The following is a 15,365-nucleotide window of genomic DNA, read 5'->3' on the forward strand; positions in this document are numbered from 1 at the left end:
CCACCCACCCACCGTGCTACAGATCTGAAAATTTCGAATGATATGTCTCTGCTAAGCTGGCGAAGTTAACGTGAGAGCTCCTTCAGAGCGATTTATACCAAAAAGTAAGTGGCCGAATCCGCATTTTTAGATGCCAATATTGTAAAAACATATTGCTAATTAAAATATAAACGAGGCACAGAATGAATGCGGGAGGCGTTTCATGTCTTGCACGCGCCCTCATTTTCATTTCTACTTTCCGAAGTTGCGGCGCTGGCCTTACAAAGACGACCAAAGCGAAACCAGAGGTTTTCCATGATCAATAATATCAAAATCACACGTGAACCCCGATTTTCCAGAAAACCCGGTCCGAAGATCACGTTAGAGGAATGGTTCGGCATTATACAGCGAGATCCGGAACTAAGCTTCATTATTTCTTCAAGCACAAAGAAATACGGAACCACGACTGCCAGTTGGGATGCTCACCCTAATCCCGGAAAAGAGCTGTCTTATCTATGGGGGGTAGATGGACGCATAGTAGCCCAATATCCTAATGAACACCTTCTAAAAAAAATGATTCAGATTTCCCGCCTCCTGAACGCCGATGTGGTTGGAGAAAAGGGTGAAATCTATGATCTGGGGGCAGATGGGAGTTTAATAACAATCGACAAGCATCCCTCTCTTCCCAAAAAAAGTGCTTCAAAATTCGTAACAACGAATAATATGGCGTATGGCATGGGGGCGTCTACATGTTCGGATTTCACGAAAAAAACCCGAGGGTCTGGAAAAATACCTGACATAACGGAATTAAGTCTTCTTGAGCGTTGGGAGTATTATTTCTACAGTTGGTATCAAGGGTATGTCACTGCGACATTGGAAAATATGACAGATTCTGGAGAATCACTTATTTTCGCAGGATCGCACGCAGAGAGAAGAATAAAAGACATGGAATTTCTCAAATCTTATTGCAAAAAATACCCTGATCGCAGATTTCATCATGCTGCAAATGCGCTTATTAAATCTCATATCGACGGTATCGGTCAATAATGGGTAGAATTTAAAATTGTATTTTTTAATAAAGGTATCATAATTTGAACTTTGTGCGCCACGGGAGTATTTTATTATTCCGTAATTTTCTGGCGCAGGATATCCATTTAGTGCGTTGGCGTTGTCAGATCAAGTTAGGCGTTTTATTTTCGTAGCATGAGTGCGTGTTCTGTGAGCCGCAAACGACATTGCTCTGTGCGCGAGATTATTCCGCAAGCGGTTGGTTTTTATTTCGATCATCGGTTGATTCAGGAAATTCTACTGAGCGCGAACTGACGGCGTCGTATGGGACGCTCCGACGGTAGAACATGAAATTTTGGGCGCCATACGCGCATTGGACGCTCCGCATCCGCGCTCTTTCGGGAAAACCCTGAATAGCAGGCATCTGTCAAACCTCCGCAGTTAGCATGACAGCCTCCCTCACTCCGGCTTTGGCCAGTTGATCTTCTGCGGCCTCGGCGCCTCGCACCGCGAGAGCGCCTCACGAATAGCCAGACCGAGTTCCTCGTCGGACGCGGACAGGGAAATGTGTATCCGCTTGTCCTGATGTTTCGCATCGTCAGGCCAGGCGCTGTGTCCGCCAGCGCGCCGCTTGCTCGCCGTGAGAATAATGATGTCGTCGACCCGGTAATGCCAGGTTCCGAACACCAGATCGCATCGTTTGCCGATATTGACGACTTCCTTGTAGCCGTAGGTTGTGGCGATATCGGCCTCGAACGCCCGACGCCGTGCGTCGGAGACAACTTCCATCGCCTCGTACTCCTCGGGTTCGAATCGCCCGGTAGGCCTGCCGAAATACTCGCTGGTCTCGATGGCCTTGCGGAAGTTCTCGCCGATCCATTGCGGCGTGGCCTCCTCCCACGACGCATGCGCGCACCAGCCGGTGCGGGAGAAGTGCTGCCCGCCCCAGGTTTCCAAAGATTTGATCGAGATATATTTTGGCGAAAGAACAACATCTGCATTTTTTCTGTGCAGCCAGGCGATGCGCTCGGGCGTGAGGTAGGGATTATTCATGTGATGGCGTCGATCTCGAAGGTCAGAGGTTTGTCCGCAGCGCCGTAGGACGCCATTTTTGCGGTCGCTCCATGGTAAGCCAGACAGACCTGCTCCCGTTGTGCGTCACTGGTCAGTCCTGCTTCGGCCAGTTGATTTTCTGCCGTCCCGGAGCTCCGCACCGCGAGAGCGCCGTTTCGTTTTGTGGGGTCGCGGCCCGCGAGGCAGGTATCGGAACTGCAATGCTGTCGTAGTTGGATGGGCGGGATGCAGCCAAAATTCGTTCACTTTGGTCGCCTTTACATAATATGTATCATTCAGTGTCTCAATGTATCTAATTGTATCATATAAACGATACGATCTCCATCGTGCATGCTAACCACACGATATTTTTACATCAGGCCAGCGGGGCGATTCGACCATAGGTTTTAAAGCTCGCGTGCTGCAGCGGTCGCGCCATACCTGTTGCGCTTGACGATCCTGCGGCGGGCGACTGAGCGACAATGGGACCGATCATCCCTAGGCGTGTGCCTACGGCGGCTCAATTGGGGTTTCGTAGGTGTTAAACCTACCAATGAAACGCTTCTGCTCTGGGGAGGCGGCGTATATCAGGTATTGGTGCGGTAACCCCGAAGCCTGCTGAGCGCCCACAACTTGCTTCAGTCGGGCTGAGCAGAGACGGCCGCAAATTTGCTCTAATGAAGCGCGTGGCCGTCTCAATTTGGGATTTCTTGTTGGACATGCGCCTCACGCATGTAAAGGCGCGTGAGGCGACGCACGTGGCAGCCGGCTCACCGGAGTGTTTAGTTAAACTTTTCCTTGATGCTCTTGGCGGACTTGCACTGTAATTGATTGGCGAATCGTCAGTTCCAGCCTAGATGATGTTTCTGACGATTCCTTGATCTCAGGCACTGTGGGCGCGACAACTTTCCCAGTAAATCAAGGTGAAAAACGACTGACCTTATGCAGCATCACCTGCGTAGGTAAGCCTGTGAATAACGGGGGTCGAACTCGATGAGTTCTTGTTGTTGAGAAAATTCGAAACGACGCCCCGAATGTTCGGATTAGTATCCGTTACTTGATTTATCCCAGCGCTAAATCGGATCGCTCTTTTAGTGGAATGCCGAAGCTGAGCCGCACACTGGCTTCAGGGCAGCATGCGGCTGAGCGTCTCCTGCTCAGCGTTTTATACGTACCCCGCCACCGGCACTTAATGTGGTTGTCGATTTGCCGGATTGTCGAAGCGCCAGCACGAACTGCATGCACCTCGGAAACGTGCATGATGCCGACGGTGAGGGACGCTTTCGACGCGTTACATGACGTCGGTTGATGAGTAGGGGAGGTTAGAAATGTCCCTGACCGCATTGAAGAGCTTGGCGAGGCATTCTGCCCGCTCGTGATTGCCGTGCTCGCGGCACCAGAGATATTCCCGTTCCAATACTGCGAATGCCATTGGCCCGTACTCGGTCAAGAAATTTGAGACAATAACTGAGTCTTCCGTTGCGGCATGCTGGTGCGACGACATCATGTTGCGCTCGTATTTTGCAAAAAATTAACGATGCTGCTTTTGTTACGTTACGTTTCTATTTCGGTCAATAGTCTCAAAATTAGCAGACTGACTCCGCGCGCGGTCCCTGCGGGTTAACGTGATCGACGCCGCCCTGACTGCGACCGTGGCAATCAGCTGCGTCGTCGGATGGCGTATTCAGAGTGTGGTCGTTGGTGGTGACTACGTTAAAGTCGTTAACGAAGTGCCGGACGTTCACATCTGCGCGCGATCAATTTTTCACCGAAAATGAGGAGGCTGAAGCTTAGACGCTTGTGAACATTTCACTGATTGTCGAGTGAATTGGGTAATGCGTGAACTATCGGTGAGGTCAGATTTATATGTTGCGTCAATCGTTAATTTTCTGGCAAAAATCTACTGGTAGAAAAAATCAAACACAAAATTCGAGGCAACATGGCGACGACAACGATTTCCTCAAATCAAACCGTAACTGCGGCCGCAGGCGCCACAGCGACTTACAATTTTGCATCAGGAAGCAGTGGCGCCACCCTTGTTTTGGATTTAGTTGAAGGAAAAAAAAGTACTATCACAATTACTGGAAGCATAGGGACCTCATATAAAAACATACTGAAATTAATATCGAGTTCAAGCGCGGCAATAGATACTTCAGATTCATACGTAACCACATCTGGGACCCCCAGTCCTGTTGTAAATTTTAATGTAAATACTCAGACAACAACAATAAATATCTACGATTCGCAAAAATATCTTCTCGCGACGATCACGCTTTCTGGTGATCCGTTCAATGTTGTGGAGAATTACACGCAGTTCGGAACCCAGAATGGCGTCACCACCTATCAAACCAGCCTTGCAAAAATTGGTTTTACAACTTCAAACGGAGCTGTTTCGGTTTGCTATCTGGCGGGTAGTCTAGTTAGAACGCCATCAGGTTCAAAATGCATCGAAGAGATGGAAGTAGGCGACACGCTATTAGCCTATGAAGGCGGAGTCGAAAAAGCACGGCGTGTAGTATGGGTCGGCCGCGCCCACTGCAATGTCCGCCGTGAATTACATGGCGATGAGGCTGGTTATCCTATTCGTATTTTAAAATCGGCTATCTCCGATGGTGTTCCATTCAAGGATATGCTTATCACTCCGGAACATTGCCTGTTTTTCGACGGAAAATTTATTCCGGCGCGCATGTTGGTCAATGGGCGCTCAATTTTTTACGACACATCCATCATTTCGTACGATTATTATCACATTGAAACTGAAGACCATTCGGTTATTACGGTCGATGGCGTTCTAACAGAAAGCTATCTGGACACAGGCAATCGTCCGACATTCCAGGAAATCGGTAGCGTCGTGACGCTTGGTTTTGGCGGCGCTAAAAGTAGGAGTTGGGCTTCGGACGCCGCAGCTCCGCTAGATACGTCAAGAAACTATGCTGAGCCTCTCTTCCGAGAACTCGAGACGCGAGCAATTGGTGCGGGATTTGAGCTGCGTCAGGAGCCTCAGGCGCTTACGTATGACACGGATCTGCATCTTGTGGTGGAGAGCGGCGCCATCGTTCGCAAATTGCGCTCAGAGGGCAACAGAATAATGTTCATGATTCCGCCTGGCGTGAGCGCCGTAAGACTGATCTCAAACACTAGTCGGCCGTGCGACGTGCGTGGGCCGTTTGTTGATGACCGTCGCTATTTCGGGGTTTGTGTCGGCAAAATTGAGATGTTCGAAAAATCCGTAGTGAAGAAAATTACCGATCATCTCACGACAGAAAAAATGGATGGATGGAATGTGATCGAAGGTGGGAATGACCGCTGGACAACAGGAGACGCGATCCTCCCATTGAGCGAACGTCATCCGAACGCGTGCGGCATACTGACTGTTGAGGTTACACATGCTGGTCCCTACGCAATACGTGATGAAGTGAGTGAAAACTTGCTCTTAAAAGCTTGATCTCAGTAATGAATCTCTAGCCTTCTCATTTTTGAAGCTGTTCGGCGTAATCGTGCGGCTTCTTCTGAATTTGGAATCCCGGCTTAATAACCGGAATATGGCGGTTCTTACGGCATAGAGAACTCTTCCGTTCAGATACCTGTTCGTTCGCGTGTGAGGAGGGCGCTACGTGTGATCGGTGGTGCTGCAAGAGTCGGCAGCTTGGGGAGCAGGCTCAAAATCGCGCGCGAGGGACGCTGATCGGGTAAAACGGACCACACGTTTCCTGAAAGCCGTTGTTTCGCCCCACAAGGGCAGAAGATTGCACGGGAGGGAGCGTTACGATGCGGCCAGTCTTCGTTGCCGTATTCTACGAAGTTACGATATGTGGCGGCGTTATTTGCATGCTGACGTCGTAGTGCGCTTCGAAATACAAGCAGCATGATATTCCTGCAATGAGGCTGGTTCACGTTGTTGAGGAGAATTGCGGTCGCATCAGACGTCAGGTCGTGCAGTGTTTTCGGACGGCGCGCCCCATGGACGGCGTGTTACAGATGCCGTATCCGGATCGGATATTCACCGGGGCGTGACGCCGCTCGCCTCGACGCTCCAGGACAGCGCCGCCGATGATCGGAATGGTCGCCCGCCAGGTGACGGGACTGCGGCCATTGGCGGAAGATCATGACCGACATCGTTCCAACAGGTCTGGACGAACAACTCGCCCGGGACGTCACCGTGGACATCGCTGCGTCCAAGGGGCGTGATCGCCCGCTGACGTGGCGTTTCTTCCTGTTCATGGCGCCTGTGCTTTTTGACACCGTCCTGCAATCGCTTTCGGGGACAATCGGCAATATCTATGTCGGTCGCCTGCTGGGGCCGCATGATCTGGCCGCAGCCAGTGCCTTCTATCCGATGTTTCTCGTGTTTATCTCCTGCGCCGTGGGGTTGGGGACGGGCGCGAGCATTCTGGTCGGCCAGAACTGGGGTGCGGGCGATCAGGGCGAGGCGCGCATTGTTGCCTCGGCGGCGCTGGGCGTCGCTTTTGCGCTTGGACTCGTCATCTGCGTCTTTGGTCAGGTCTCCATCCGCCCCTTGCTGGTCCTTTTTGGGACCCCGGCTGACGTGCTGGATCATGCGGTCCGATACGCCTCTGCGATTCTGATGGGCGCGCCGGGGCTCATTCTGCTTGTGGTGACGGCCATCATCCTTCGGGGCGCTGGCGACAGTGTGCGTCCTCTGGTGATGATGATTGTCCAGATTCTGACATCGCTCCTGCTGACGCCCATCCTGATCGAGGGGAGGTTCGGAGCGCCTGCGCTTGGCGTCGCCGGTTCTGCGGCGGCGGCCGTTATCGGCTGGGTCGTGGCCCTGATCGTTGTCGGTATCTGGCTCAGACTGTCCCGTCATGCGTTGGCGCCAGATCTTGAAATGACGCGGCAAATTTTCGCTCCGTGGCGGGTGCTTCGTCCGATACTCCAACTCGGCTTTCCCACGATGGTCGAAATCATGACGATGGGAGTCGCGGAGATCGCTCTGGTTGGCAGGATCAACAGCTTCGGCTCCGATATGACCGCGGCTTATGGGCTGTTCGTCCAGACGCTCACCTATATTGAGTATCCCGGTATGGCGGTCGGCATCACTGTCTCCGTTCTTTCTGCTCACGCCATTGGGGCGCGTGACGAAAAGGAAGCGCGCGCGGTGTTGCGCCTCGGTTTTTGTGTGGCGTTAGCGTTGGCCGGGGGGCTTGCGGCATTCGTGACGCTGGATCCTGCGTTGATCGCGTCGCTGTTCACTGCCGACGAGCATGTGATCGCTCTTGCGTCACATGCGTTTCGTGTCGTGATGTGGAGCGCGACTCCCTTGGCGCTGGCCGGTGTGCTTGGGTCCGCAATGCGCGCCAGCGGCGACGCGGTCGGGCCGATGGCTCTTCTTCTTGGGGCGATCATTTGCGTCGAGCTGCCTGCAGGATATATCGCGGCCCACCTCTATGGCGCGTCGGGCGTATGGTTCGGTTATCCGGCCAGTTTTTCCGCCATGTTCATCTTCACGGCGCTTTACTGGGCGATCCGCTGGCGTCATCGGTCTCTAACGCCTATTATGTAACGCACTGTTTCCTGGGGTCGATCGAACCTCGGGGATGGTTTGTCGTTGACTCCCTTGTGAGGCGCAGGGCTGCCGTGTTCACCATTGCGTGACGCATGGCCCTGTTATGGGTAGATTGCCTTCGAGTGACGTCCATTGCGCCTCCGCCAGAAGCAGGCGCCCCAGTGAGAGGAAGCCGGATTCTTGGCCTCGCACGAGATTGTCAATCCGACTGAACAGACTGGCCGGACCATCCGACAACGCTTCGTTCAAGTTGGCGTGCCCCTCCTCAGCGTTGCGCTGATCCTTGCCACCATCGGCGGAATCGGTCTGCACACCTATCGTTCCACACGCGCCGGGGTTTTGGGTCTGACGCATGATCTGCTCGACTCAGTGCAGCGATATGTCGTGCAGGACGTAACGGGGTATTTGTCTGCGGCGACGACAGGCGCTTCATTTGCGCAGGATTTTATCGGACACGCCCGCACGGCGTCGAAGGACATCGCCTTCTACGCTTACGGCGGCTCGATGCTTCGGTTGGTGCCGCAGTTGCAGTCCTTCTACCTCGGGGATGAGAAGGGGGGCTTCATTCTGATCGAGCGGGATCCGCACGGAAAGGGGATGGAGTACACACAATTACGCCCCGGAGCCGATGGCGCGGACGGTGTGTTCCATCATGATTTTTATGATGAGCACGGCAAGCTGCTTCGTTCAGAAGAAAATCCCGCCGATCACTACGATCCACGCGACCGCGGTTGGTTCAAGAGCGCCATTGGCAAGGACGAGATTTCGTGGTCGTCGCCGACATTGTATGAGACGACGAAGCAACTGGTCATCACCAGTTCAATCGGACTTACGGGAACTGACGGCAGCAGGTATGTGTTCGCGATCAATACGTCGCTGAATCTGCTGAGTCAGTTCATCGATGGCCTGAAGATCGGTAAAAGTGGCAAGGCGATTATCCTGGACAGCACCGGGCATATTATCGCCGGGCACGATTTTTCCCGGATTGTCGCTCGCGCCCATGGCGATCCGTCTCAGATGCTTCTGGACCCCAAGACGCAATCCACGTTTCTGCAGGTGTATGACCGTTTCCGGGTGCGGGGCGTTGGATCTCATGCATTCAAGTCCGGCGGCAAAAACTACATCGGCATTGCCGAAAACTTGCCGACAACCGATGGCTGGGTTTTGCTCATGGTCGCGCCGGAAAGCGACTTCGCTGCATTTGCGCGGACCAGCGGGCGTGAGAGTATCCAGTTCTCGGCTATTATTGTCGCACTTGCCGCGATTCTTGCGGGACTTCTGGCGCATCAGAGCAGAAAGACCGATCGCGCCAATCGGGAGCTGAAGCGGCAGAAAATGCAGACGGCCTCCGAAGCGGATGCACTGCAACGTTTGGCTGATACTCCGGACCTTTTTGACTCGGCCAGCGAACCTCTTTCGTTGACCGAGGCGTTAGCGAGAACCAGTCACGCCCGGCGGGTCGCGATCTGGCGCCTGCTTCACGATGGTACCGCGTTGATATGCGACGACAGTTACGACAGTTCGCTTGACGCTCATTCCGGTGGTTTCGAACTGTCCCGCAATGAGTTGGAAGAGTTTTTCAAACTTCTGGATGCGGGCGAGGCGGTGAGCGTTGCGGTGGCCAGCAGGGATCAGAAGACCGCCGGTTTTTCCCGCCTGATGATGCGTGAGGCCGGCACGACGTCTCTGATCGTGCATCCGATCCGGGGAGCAAGCCACGGATCCTCCGGCGTGATTGGTATGATGACGCTCGAGGACGCCGTGTTCGCGCCCCATCTGGTTTATTTTGTCGACATCGTCGCAGCGCTTGCCGCCGTCAGGTTCGGGGCCGCGGCCGAAACGATTGCCGTGACGGGTGAGTCCGAACTTCTCGCGCCTGCCCCTGCTGGATTGTCCACGCCAAGGTTCGATGAAGCGCTTGTGCGTCCGCCTGCGGTGGCCGGCCAGACGACGCCGGGCGCCTTTCCCAGCGTCGCTGTGATGGTGATCACCTTCAGCGATCCGGTGATGGAGAGCGGGGAGGGGCCGGAGGCGCTTCTCAAGCTGATCGACCAGATCGCCACGGAAGTTCAGAATATCGCGCGGACGCACGAGCTTTTCTCGGTCAAGGTGGCTGGTCACAGGTTGATCTGCGTCGCGGGCTGCACTGCGGAACCGGATCCCGGTGCGATCAGACGTTTGGCTGAGGCGGCATTAGCGCTGCGTGAGCGCTGCGTCATGCTGCTCTCGGCGGCGAATATCGAGCCTATTTTCAGCATCGGGATGGATTTTGGTCCGGCTCTGGGCGGGGAGCTGGGGCAGGAGCCGAAAACTTTCAATCTCTGGGGAGAGACTGTCACTCTGGCTGAGTTGATGGCGCAGGGCGCGCCAGACGTCGGCACGATTGAGGTGACCGAACGGGTCTATCAGGCCTTGCGCGATCGTTACCTGTTCCGCAGTCGCGGTTCGTTCTATGCGCCAGGTTCGGGAATTGGGCGCGTCTACGTGCTCGCCACGCGGCGATGAGCGACGATCAGCCAGACACCCCGCCCACCGACGGCGGCAGCCAGCGCGACGGGGAGGCCTTTGCCGGGACGGCTGGCGGCGCCGCACGTCCTGACGAGGAGTGCGTCGCGCATTACGCTCGCGACGACAGCCAACCGAACGAGAACACCCTTTCCGGCAAGATACGGGTGTTTCTGGCTTTCATCGGCAGCGTAACCCGTCATCGGGTGTGGTTTCTTCTGATCATGCTGGGGACGATCTGGGGCGTCCTGCACGAAAGCGTTCGTCCCAACACCTGGCGTCGGACCGTCCGTTACGAATTTCGTACGACGCTTGGCGAGGTCGCTGGCGGGGGGCTTGTGGCGACGCTCGTCACTGGCACGCTGACCGGGTTAGGGGGCGTGTCGCAGGCTATCTACTGGCTTGGGTTCGCCGGGATGTCGAAGATGACGGGCTCGCTGCTGGTGACCGTTATCGTTCGTGAAATCGCGCCCATTCTGGTGGGCGTGCTTATGCTCGGACGCAGCGGGATGCTGGCGCTTACCGAATTGGGGATGCTTACGACCGGCGGGCAGGTCAAGTCGATGCAGGCTGAGGGCGTGGATCCTTTCTTATTGCTGGTGCTGCCGCGCACTCTGGCCTTCACCGTGTCGGGCTTTACGCTTGGTATACTGTTCTCCGTAGCGTCGCTTGCTACCGGTTATGTCGTCAGTCGCGCCTCGGGGGCGATTTCAAACTCTATCTGGTCGTTTTTTTACGACGTCGTCACGGCAATGACGCCTGCCGATTATATCCTCATACCGCTGAAGTTTATCGTCGTCGGATTCCTGGTTGGGTTGGGCTGTTGCGTCAGCGGCCTGACGGCCAGCAGCGAAGACACGGTGTCGACAATGTTGCCGCGGGGCTTTTCGAGAGGAATGCTGATCGTCATGGCCGTAAGCGTCCTGTTCAGCCTGAAGTTGTGAGGGAGAACGGCTGTGCCGCAAGAAGAGTCGGCTCAATTGGCCGAACACGCCATGAAACGGACGGTCGGCGCCGTGCTGGAGCTGTCCGGGGCGACCCTGTTGCAGGAAGGCGCGGCTTTGCCGCCGTTGCCGCTGACCATGAGGCTGATGCCGGGCGAGTGCATGGTCATTGAGACGCGCGATATGGGACGAGCCACCATGTTCGCTGATTTGTGCGCAGGAATGCTCGATCTTCGCGCCGGGGTTGTGCGTTTTCTTGGTCTGGACTGGAGCGCGTTGGGTGATCGACGTGCGAACGCCCTGCGTGGACGAATCGGACGTATCACGCGTCGTCCGAACTGGAGCGGATTGTTTGGCGCGCATATGCAGATGATGCTCAAGGAACTTCACCATACGAACCGTTCCATTGACGACCTCACGACAGAGGCCGTGCGGCTTGGGGAACGTTTCGGACTGCCGGGCATTCCAGTAGATGCGCCGGGACGATTGTCTGATGCGGATCTGGCTCGCATGACTTGCGTCAGGGGGTTTCTTGGAAAGCCAAGGCTGTTGTTGCTTGAGGATCCTCTTGAAACCACTGCGGTCGATCTGTCGACGCCATTTCTTGAATCCTTGACCGAGGCTCGTGACCGGGGGGCGTCGGTTATCTGGTTCGGCCGAACTTCATCAACGTGGCGTGAGTACCGCCGTGCGGTGACCTCCCAGTGGCGGCTTGCGGACGATGGATTGCTAACGGTACGGATACGCTGATGTTCCAGATCAGATTACGGCAGAACAGAAGCCGCCCTCTCATCCGTCTTCGTTATGCCGACGAATGGGTCGGGCTGCTCGTATTGATCAGCACCCTGCTGTTTGCGGGCGCAGTCGTCGAGGCGGGCGTGCTCAGCGACTGGCTGAGCCCGCCTGCGAGCCTTCGCGTCATCCTGCCGAATTCAGGCGTTGGAGGTCTTACGGTCGGTGGAGACGTTCAGATTCTTGGTGCGCACGCGGGAACGATCCGCGCCATTCGTTTGAATCCGTCGGGAGCGATGTATGCGATCGTGGATCTTGATCCTCAGGTCGAACCCTTCATCCGTCGCGACAGTCAAGCTGTCATTCGAAAGCAGTTCGTTGTGGCTGGCGCCAGTTATCTGGATCTGACGCGCGGTTCGGGCGAGCCGATGAACTGGAATTACGCGGTCATCAACGCGACAACGGAGCCCAGCCCCACCGACATGATCACCCAGACCCTGAAAGATATTCAGGCGCAGGTCATGCCAGCCATCGCCAATGCTCGACATATGACGGGCGAACTCGACGCCATCGTCACCGATATCCATGCAGGCAAGGGGAACGTCGGAGAGCTTCTTACGAATGACCAGCTGATCCGGCAGGCTGAATCGACCATCGTGTCCTTGAACGACGTCATCAACCGGTTGCGCCCGGAAGAAGAGCAGGTGAAGGCCATTCTTGCGAAATCCGACGCTTCGATGGCGAATGTTCAGTCGGCGACCAACGATCTTAAAAACGCTACGCCGCGTTTGCCTTCGATCGCCAAGAACGCCGACGAAAGTCTTGCCGATTTCCCTGCGTTGATGACCCAGGCTCAGATGTCGCTCTATAATCTTCAGAAGCTGACTGAACAGTTGCGCGGTCTGTGGCTTCTGGGTGGCCACACGACGTCCACGGAACACCGTCTGCCCGCTCGGACGGTGTCCCCATGAGCACGATTTACCCTCGCTCGCGGTTTGTCGGCTTCCCAATTGTGGCGGTTCTGCTTTTGACGACGTCTCTGACGGGGTGCGGCGGCGCACAGCCGGATGATACGGTGAAGCAACAAAATGACGAATACGTTCAGGCTATGGATTCCGGTCAGAACGCTCTCGCTATTGAGCGTTATTCGGTGGCGGAGCAACAGTATCGTGCGGCCACGCGGCTTGCCGTCCGCCATGACGATGCTGCTGCGATCGCAGATGCGTCATTCAATCTGGCAGTCACGCAGCTTGCGGCTGGTGAGCCCGATAATGCCCTCGCCACTGTGCGCGAAGCGCGTGAGGCGTTGGCCTTACGTGCTTCATCTGACGCTGTGACGCCAGGGCGGGAGAGCAAACGAAACGCAGGTGTTACCCGCCCCGATACAGGTGGTCTGAACCTTGTGAGCGCTGCGGCGCTTTACCGGCTTGGGCAATATAGTGAGGCAGCACGCAGTGCGGCGCAGGCTCGGACGAGTTCCATTCGTGACGTGGCGCTTCGCGCCGCATTTCTCGGCGGCCTGATTGCCTCGGACCAAGGCGACGCCAGGACGCTCGCCGCCAGTATTCAGACGCTCGCGAGCGCACCTCGCCCGCATACGGCGGTTCTAAAGGGAGATCTCGCGGAACTTCGTGCACGCGCGTCGCTTTCCTCTGAGCCTTCTGAAGCCATGTCGCTGGCTGCCGAGTCCGTTGTATTGCGCCAGAGCACGGGTGAATATCGCGCTATGGCGCGCGCTTTGGTAGTCGAAGCCCATGCCGCCCGCGCCGCAGGTCATAATGATTTGGCGGCGTCTCTGCTGGCGCGTGCGGCTCAAAGCGTAGCGGCGCGCTCGGATGGCGCCCAGGCACCGGACGCTCTCGCGTTGCAACTTTCGCAGGAAGCGGCGATACCTTTTGCACTTGAGCCGTTCGACGCGAAGAAGATGACAGATGATAATGCTCCCCCGTAAAATCGGCAGTTGGTTTTTGATTTCATCTGAGACGAGGGTAAGCGGTGTGATAAGGCGGCTGTGGCTGGTCGCGTTGGTAGCAGTAGCTCTTTTACCAGCGGCCTGTTCTGACGGACAGGAACACACGACGCTCCACCCCAAACACCATCACGGGCAGCGTGCGCCGACGTGGTATAAGCCGCCGCCAATCTGACGCGCATGAGGTCTGTGGGCGCCGAATATCTCTACTTTGACAGATGCAGGCCGACCGCAGCCGCAATTGCCACGAAGCTTGAGCTTACCGCGCTCTGGATCGCGGGGCCGTCCGACGCCTCGAAATACTGGTCGGAAGAGGACGCGCAAGCCTGCATTGTCGGGCCAAGATTCGCACTGATCGGCGCTACCAGCGTTGAGTATTGTGAATCTGTTGGAATCGGATAGTAATGCGCCCATATAGAAAAAATATTGATTCCGGAATTTTTCAAGGCGTCGCATTGGCTGGAGTAGGCGACGTCCAGCGACCGCCCATAATCGACATAAGGGCCGGGGAGGTCCTCAGCCCCGTCTGACAAAAAGACCAGAAATGTTCGCATTTTCGTCGGTGATGAGCCGTCACCGACATTCGTGATTGATGACAAGGCTGAACTGAGAGCTTTCTGGGTGTACGTGTAGCCATAGTTGTATGTCGCCCATGGCAATACCGTTTCGATGTCGATGTTCTGGGCGGCGGTCAGCGCTGACGAAAGGTTCGTCGTCGGAGCCAGAGCCTGCGTAAAATTTGTGCCGAACGTATCTATGGCGACGGTGAAATGTGTGGTGTCGTTTCCGGTGTAATCATCCAACTGAGTGATGAAGTCTTCGACAGCCTGACTGACATAATCGATTTTCAGGGAAATTCCCGCGGCCTTTGCAATTGCGCGTTTGTCGCACAAGCTTGCGCCGCTGGATGAGCCTCCATGATGGCGATTGCCGCCTCCTGACGACGATACGCAGTCGGTGGTGACGGATGAGTAGGAATTGGGGTCATGACAGGCGAACGCGCATTGTATCTGCCTGTTCGATTGCAATGCGGCGATCGCGGTCGAGGTGCCGCCGATCCCCATCGAGTTCGACACATCGATAAGAAATACGACCTGATAGTAGGAACTGCCTAAAGCGACCGTAGCAGTTGACGTCACCGTCACCGGCGTCGAGCTGATTCCGAAGATCGACCCGAACAACAATGACTGGTTGTAAGTCAGGGTTACTGTCACCGTTACGACATTCGCGGCGCTCACGGTTGTTGAGATACTTAGGTCCGGAGAGGATGTCAGGCCTGAAGTCAAATAATTGCCGCTGACAAAGGATTGTGCCGCAGAGGAGGCGGCCGCCTGTGCGTCGGATGTCCTACCCGAGGAAGATTCCGCAGCTGCTACAGAAAGGTTTCCGCTCTTCGCCGCGGCAAGAGCCGCAGCGTCGCTGACTGATTGCAGCGATGTCTGTGCGCCATGCACGCGCGAAATATCGATCGCGGCGCCCATTGCAGTTATTACAGGCAATGCGCAGAACGCGGTGAGTACGACGACATTCCCGCCGCGCGCTCGCGCCAGGCTGAGCAGCATCTCACGCGCGTATTTCCAAAGACGGTGCAACCCGTTGGGCAGTGGACGATTTCGGCGTTTGGACATGAACCCTGACTTCATTG

General features: G+C 55.7%; 11 protein-coding genes. 8 read left to right on the forward strand and 3 right to left on the reverse strand.

Annotated features, from left to right (window positions below; all coding sequences use genetic code 11):
• The first annotated feature begins 294 nt into the window (after positions 1 to 294).
• Positions 295 to 1,026, forward strand: a complete 732-nt coding sequence (locus tag J2D73_RS11430) for a hypothetical protein (RefSeq protein ID WP_207881683.1) — start codon at positions 295 to 297, stop codon at positions 1,024 to 1,026.
• Between the two features lie 420 nt (positions 1,027 to 1,446).
• Here J2D73_RS11430 and J2D73_RS11435 read toward each other — a convergent pair whose 3' ends face one another.
• Positions 1,447 to 2,040 carry a contact-dependent growth inhibition system immunity protein gene (locus J2D73_RS11435; protein ID WP_207881684.1) on the reverse strand — a complete coding sequence of 198 codons (594 nt, stop codon included), beginning with the start codon at positions 2,038 to 2,040 and terminating at the stop codon, positions 1,447 to 1,449.
• On the reverse strand, positions 2,037 to 2,201 hold the full coding sequence (locus J2D73_RS11440) for a hypothetical protein (protein WP_207881685.1): 165 nt from the start codon (positions 2,199 to 2,201) through the stop codon (positions 2,037 to 2,039). The genes J2D73_RS11435 and J2D73_RS11440 overlap by 4 nt, the downstream gene beginning before the upstream one ends.
• A gap of 1,778 nt (positions 2,202 to 3,979) precedes the next feature.
• Here J2D73_RS11440 and J2D73_RS11445 point away from each other — a divergent pair.
• From J2D73_RS11445 to J2D73_RS11475, 7 genes are all read left to right on the forward strand, one after another.
• Positions 3,980 to 5,485: a Hint domain-containing protein gene (locus J2D73_RS11445; RefSeq protein WP_207881686.1), complete on the forward strand. Its 1,506-nt coding sequence runs from the start codon at positions 3,980 to 3,982 to the stop codon at positions 5,483 to 5,485.
• Positions 5,486 to 6,145: 660 nt separating this feature from the next.
• Positions 6,146 to 7,567, forward strand: coding sequence for an MATE family efflux transporter (locus J2D73_RS11450; protein WP_207881687.1), 1,422 nt, complete (start codon positions 6,146 to 6,148; stop codon positions 7,565 to 7,567).
• A gap of 183 nt (positions 7,568 to 7,750) precedes the next feature.
• Positions 7,751 to 10,075, forward strand: a complete 2,325-nt coding sequence (locus tag J2D73_RS11455; RefSeq protein WP_207881688.1) for an adenylate/guanylate cyclase domain-containing protein — start codon at positions 7,751 to 7,753, stop codon at positions 10,073 to 10,075.
• On the forward strand, positions 10,072 to 11,019 hold the full coding sequence (locus tag J2D73_RS11460) for an MlaE family ABC transporter permease (RefSeq protein WP_086643316.1): 948 nt from the start codon (positions 10,072 to 10,074) through the stop codon (positions 11,017 to 11,019). The genes J2D73_RS11455 and J2D73_RS11460 overlap by 4 nt, the downstream gene beginning before the upstream one ends.
• A 51-nt stretch (positions 11,020 to 11,070) precedes the next feature.
• Positions 11,071 to 11,769 (forward strand): ABC transporter ATP-binding protein, encoded by a 699-nt coding sequence (locus tag J2D73_RS11465; RefSeq protein ID WP_207881757.1) that lies wholly within the window; start codon positions 11,071 to 11,073, stop codon positions 11,767 to 11,769.
• The gene (locus J2D73_RS11470) at positions 11,769 to 12,722 is read left to right on the forward strand and encodes an MlaD family protein (RefSeq protein WP_086643315.1); all 954 of its coding nucleotides are present in this window, start codon (positions 11,769 to 11,771) and stop codon (positions 12,720 to 12,722) included. Before J2D73_RS11465 ends, J2D73_RS11470 begins: the two co-directional genes overlap by 1 nt.
• Positions 12,719 to 13,702 carry a hypothetical protein gene (locus J2D73_RS11475; RefSeq protein ID WP_207881689.1) on the forward strand — a complete coding sequence of 328 codons (984 nt, stop codon included), beginning with the start codon at positions 12,719 to 12,721 and terminating at the stop codon, positions 13,700 to 13,702. Before J2D73_RS11470 ends, J2D73_RS11475 begins: the two co-directional genes overlap by 4 nt.
• 224 nt (positions 13,703 to 13,926) lie before the next feature.
• Here the strand turns inward: J2D73_RS11475 and J2D73_RS11480 are convergent, their stop codons facing one another.
• Positions 13,927 to 15,348, reverse strand: coding sequence for a TadE/TadG family type IV pilus assembly protein (locus J2D73_RS11480; protein WP_207881690.1), 1,422 nt, complete (start codon positions 15,346 to 15,348; stop codon positions 13,927 to 13,929).
• Positions 15,349 to 15,365 lie beyond the last annotated feature (17 nt).

This window comes from Acetobacter sacchari, assembly GCF_017377715.1.
In the GTDB taxonomy this organism is placed as follows: domain Bacteria; phylum Pseudomonadota; class Alphaproteobacteria; order Acetobacterales; family Acetobacteraceae; genus Acetobacter; species Acetobacter sacchari.

Coding starts and splice junctions, on each gene's coding strand:
- J2D73_RS11475 (WP_207881689.1), top strand. CDS start 12,719: ATGAGCACGATTTACCCTCGCTCGCGGTTTGTCGGCTTCCCAATTGTG.
- J2D73_RS11480 (WP_207881690.1), bottom strand. CDS start 15,348: ATGTCCAAACGCCGAAATCGTCCACTGCCCAACGGGTTGCACCGTCTT.
- J2D73_RS11435 (WP_207881684.1), bottom strand. CDS start 2,040: ATGAATAATCCCTACCTCACGCCCGAGCGCATCGCCTGGCTGCACAGA.
- J2D73_RS11465 (WP_207881757.1), top strand. CDS start 11,071: ATGAAACGGACGGTCGGCGCCGTGCTGGAGCTGTCCGGGGCGACCCTG.
- J2D73_RS11430 (WP_207881683.1), top strand. CDS start 295: ATGATCAATAATATCAAAATCACACGTGAACCCCGATTTTCCAGAAAA.
- J2D73_RS11445 (WP_207881686.1), top strand. CDS start 3,980: ATGGCGACGACAACGATTTCCTCAAATCAAACCGTAACTGCGGCCGCA.
- J2D73_RS11460 (WP_086643316.1), top strand. CDS start 10,072: ATGAGCGACGATCAGCCAGACACCCCGCCCACCGACGGCGGCAGCCAG.
- J2D73_RS11450 (WP_207881687.1), top strand. CDS start 6,146: ATGACCGACATCGTTCCAACAGGTCTGGACGAACAACTCGCCCGGGAC.
- J2D73_RS11470 (WP_086643315.1), top strand. CDS start 11,769: ATGTTCCAGATCAGATTACGGCAGAACAGAAGCCGCCCTCTCATCCGT.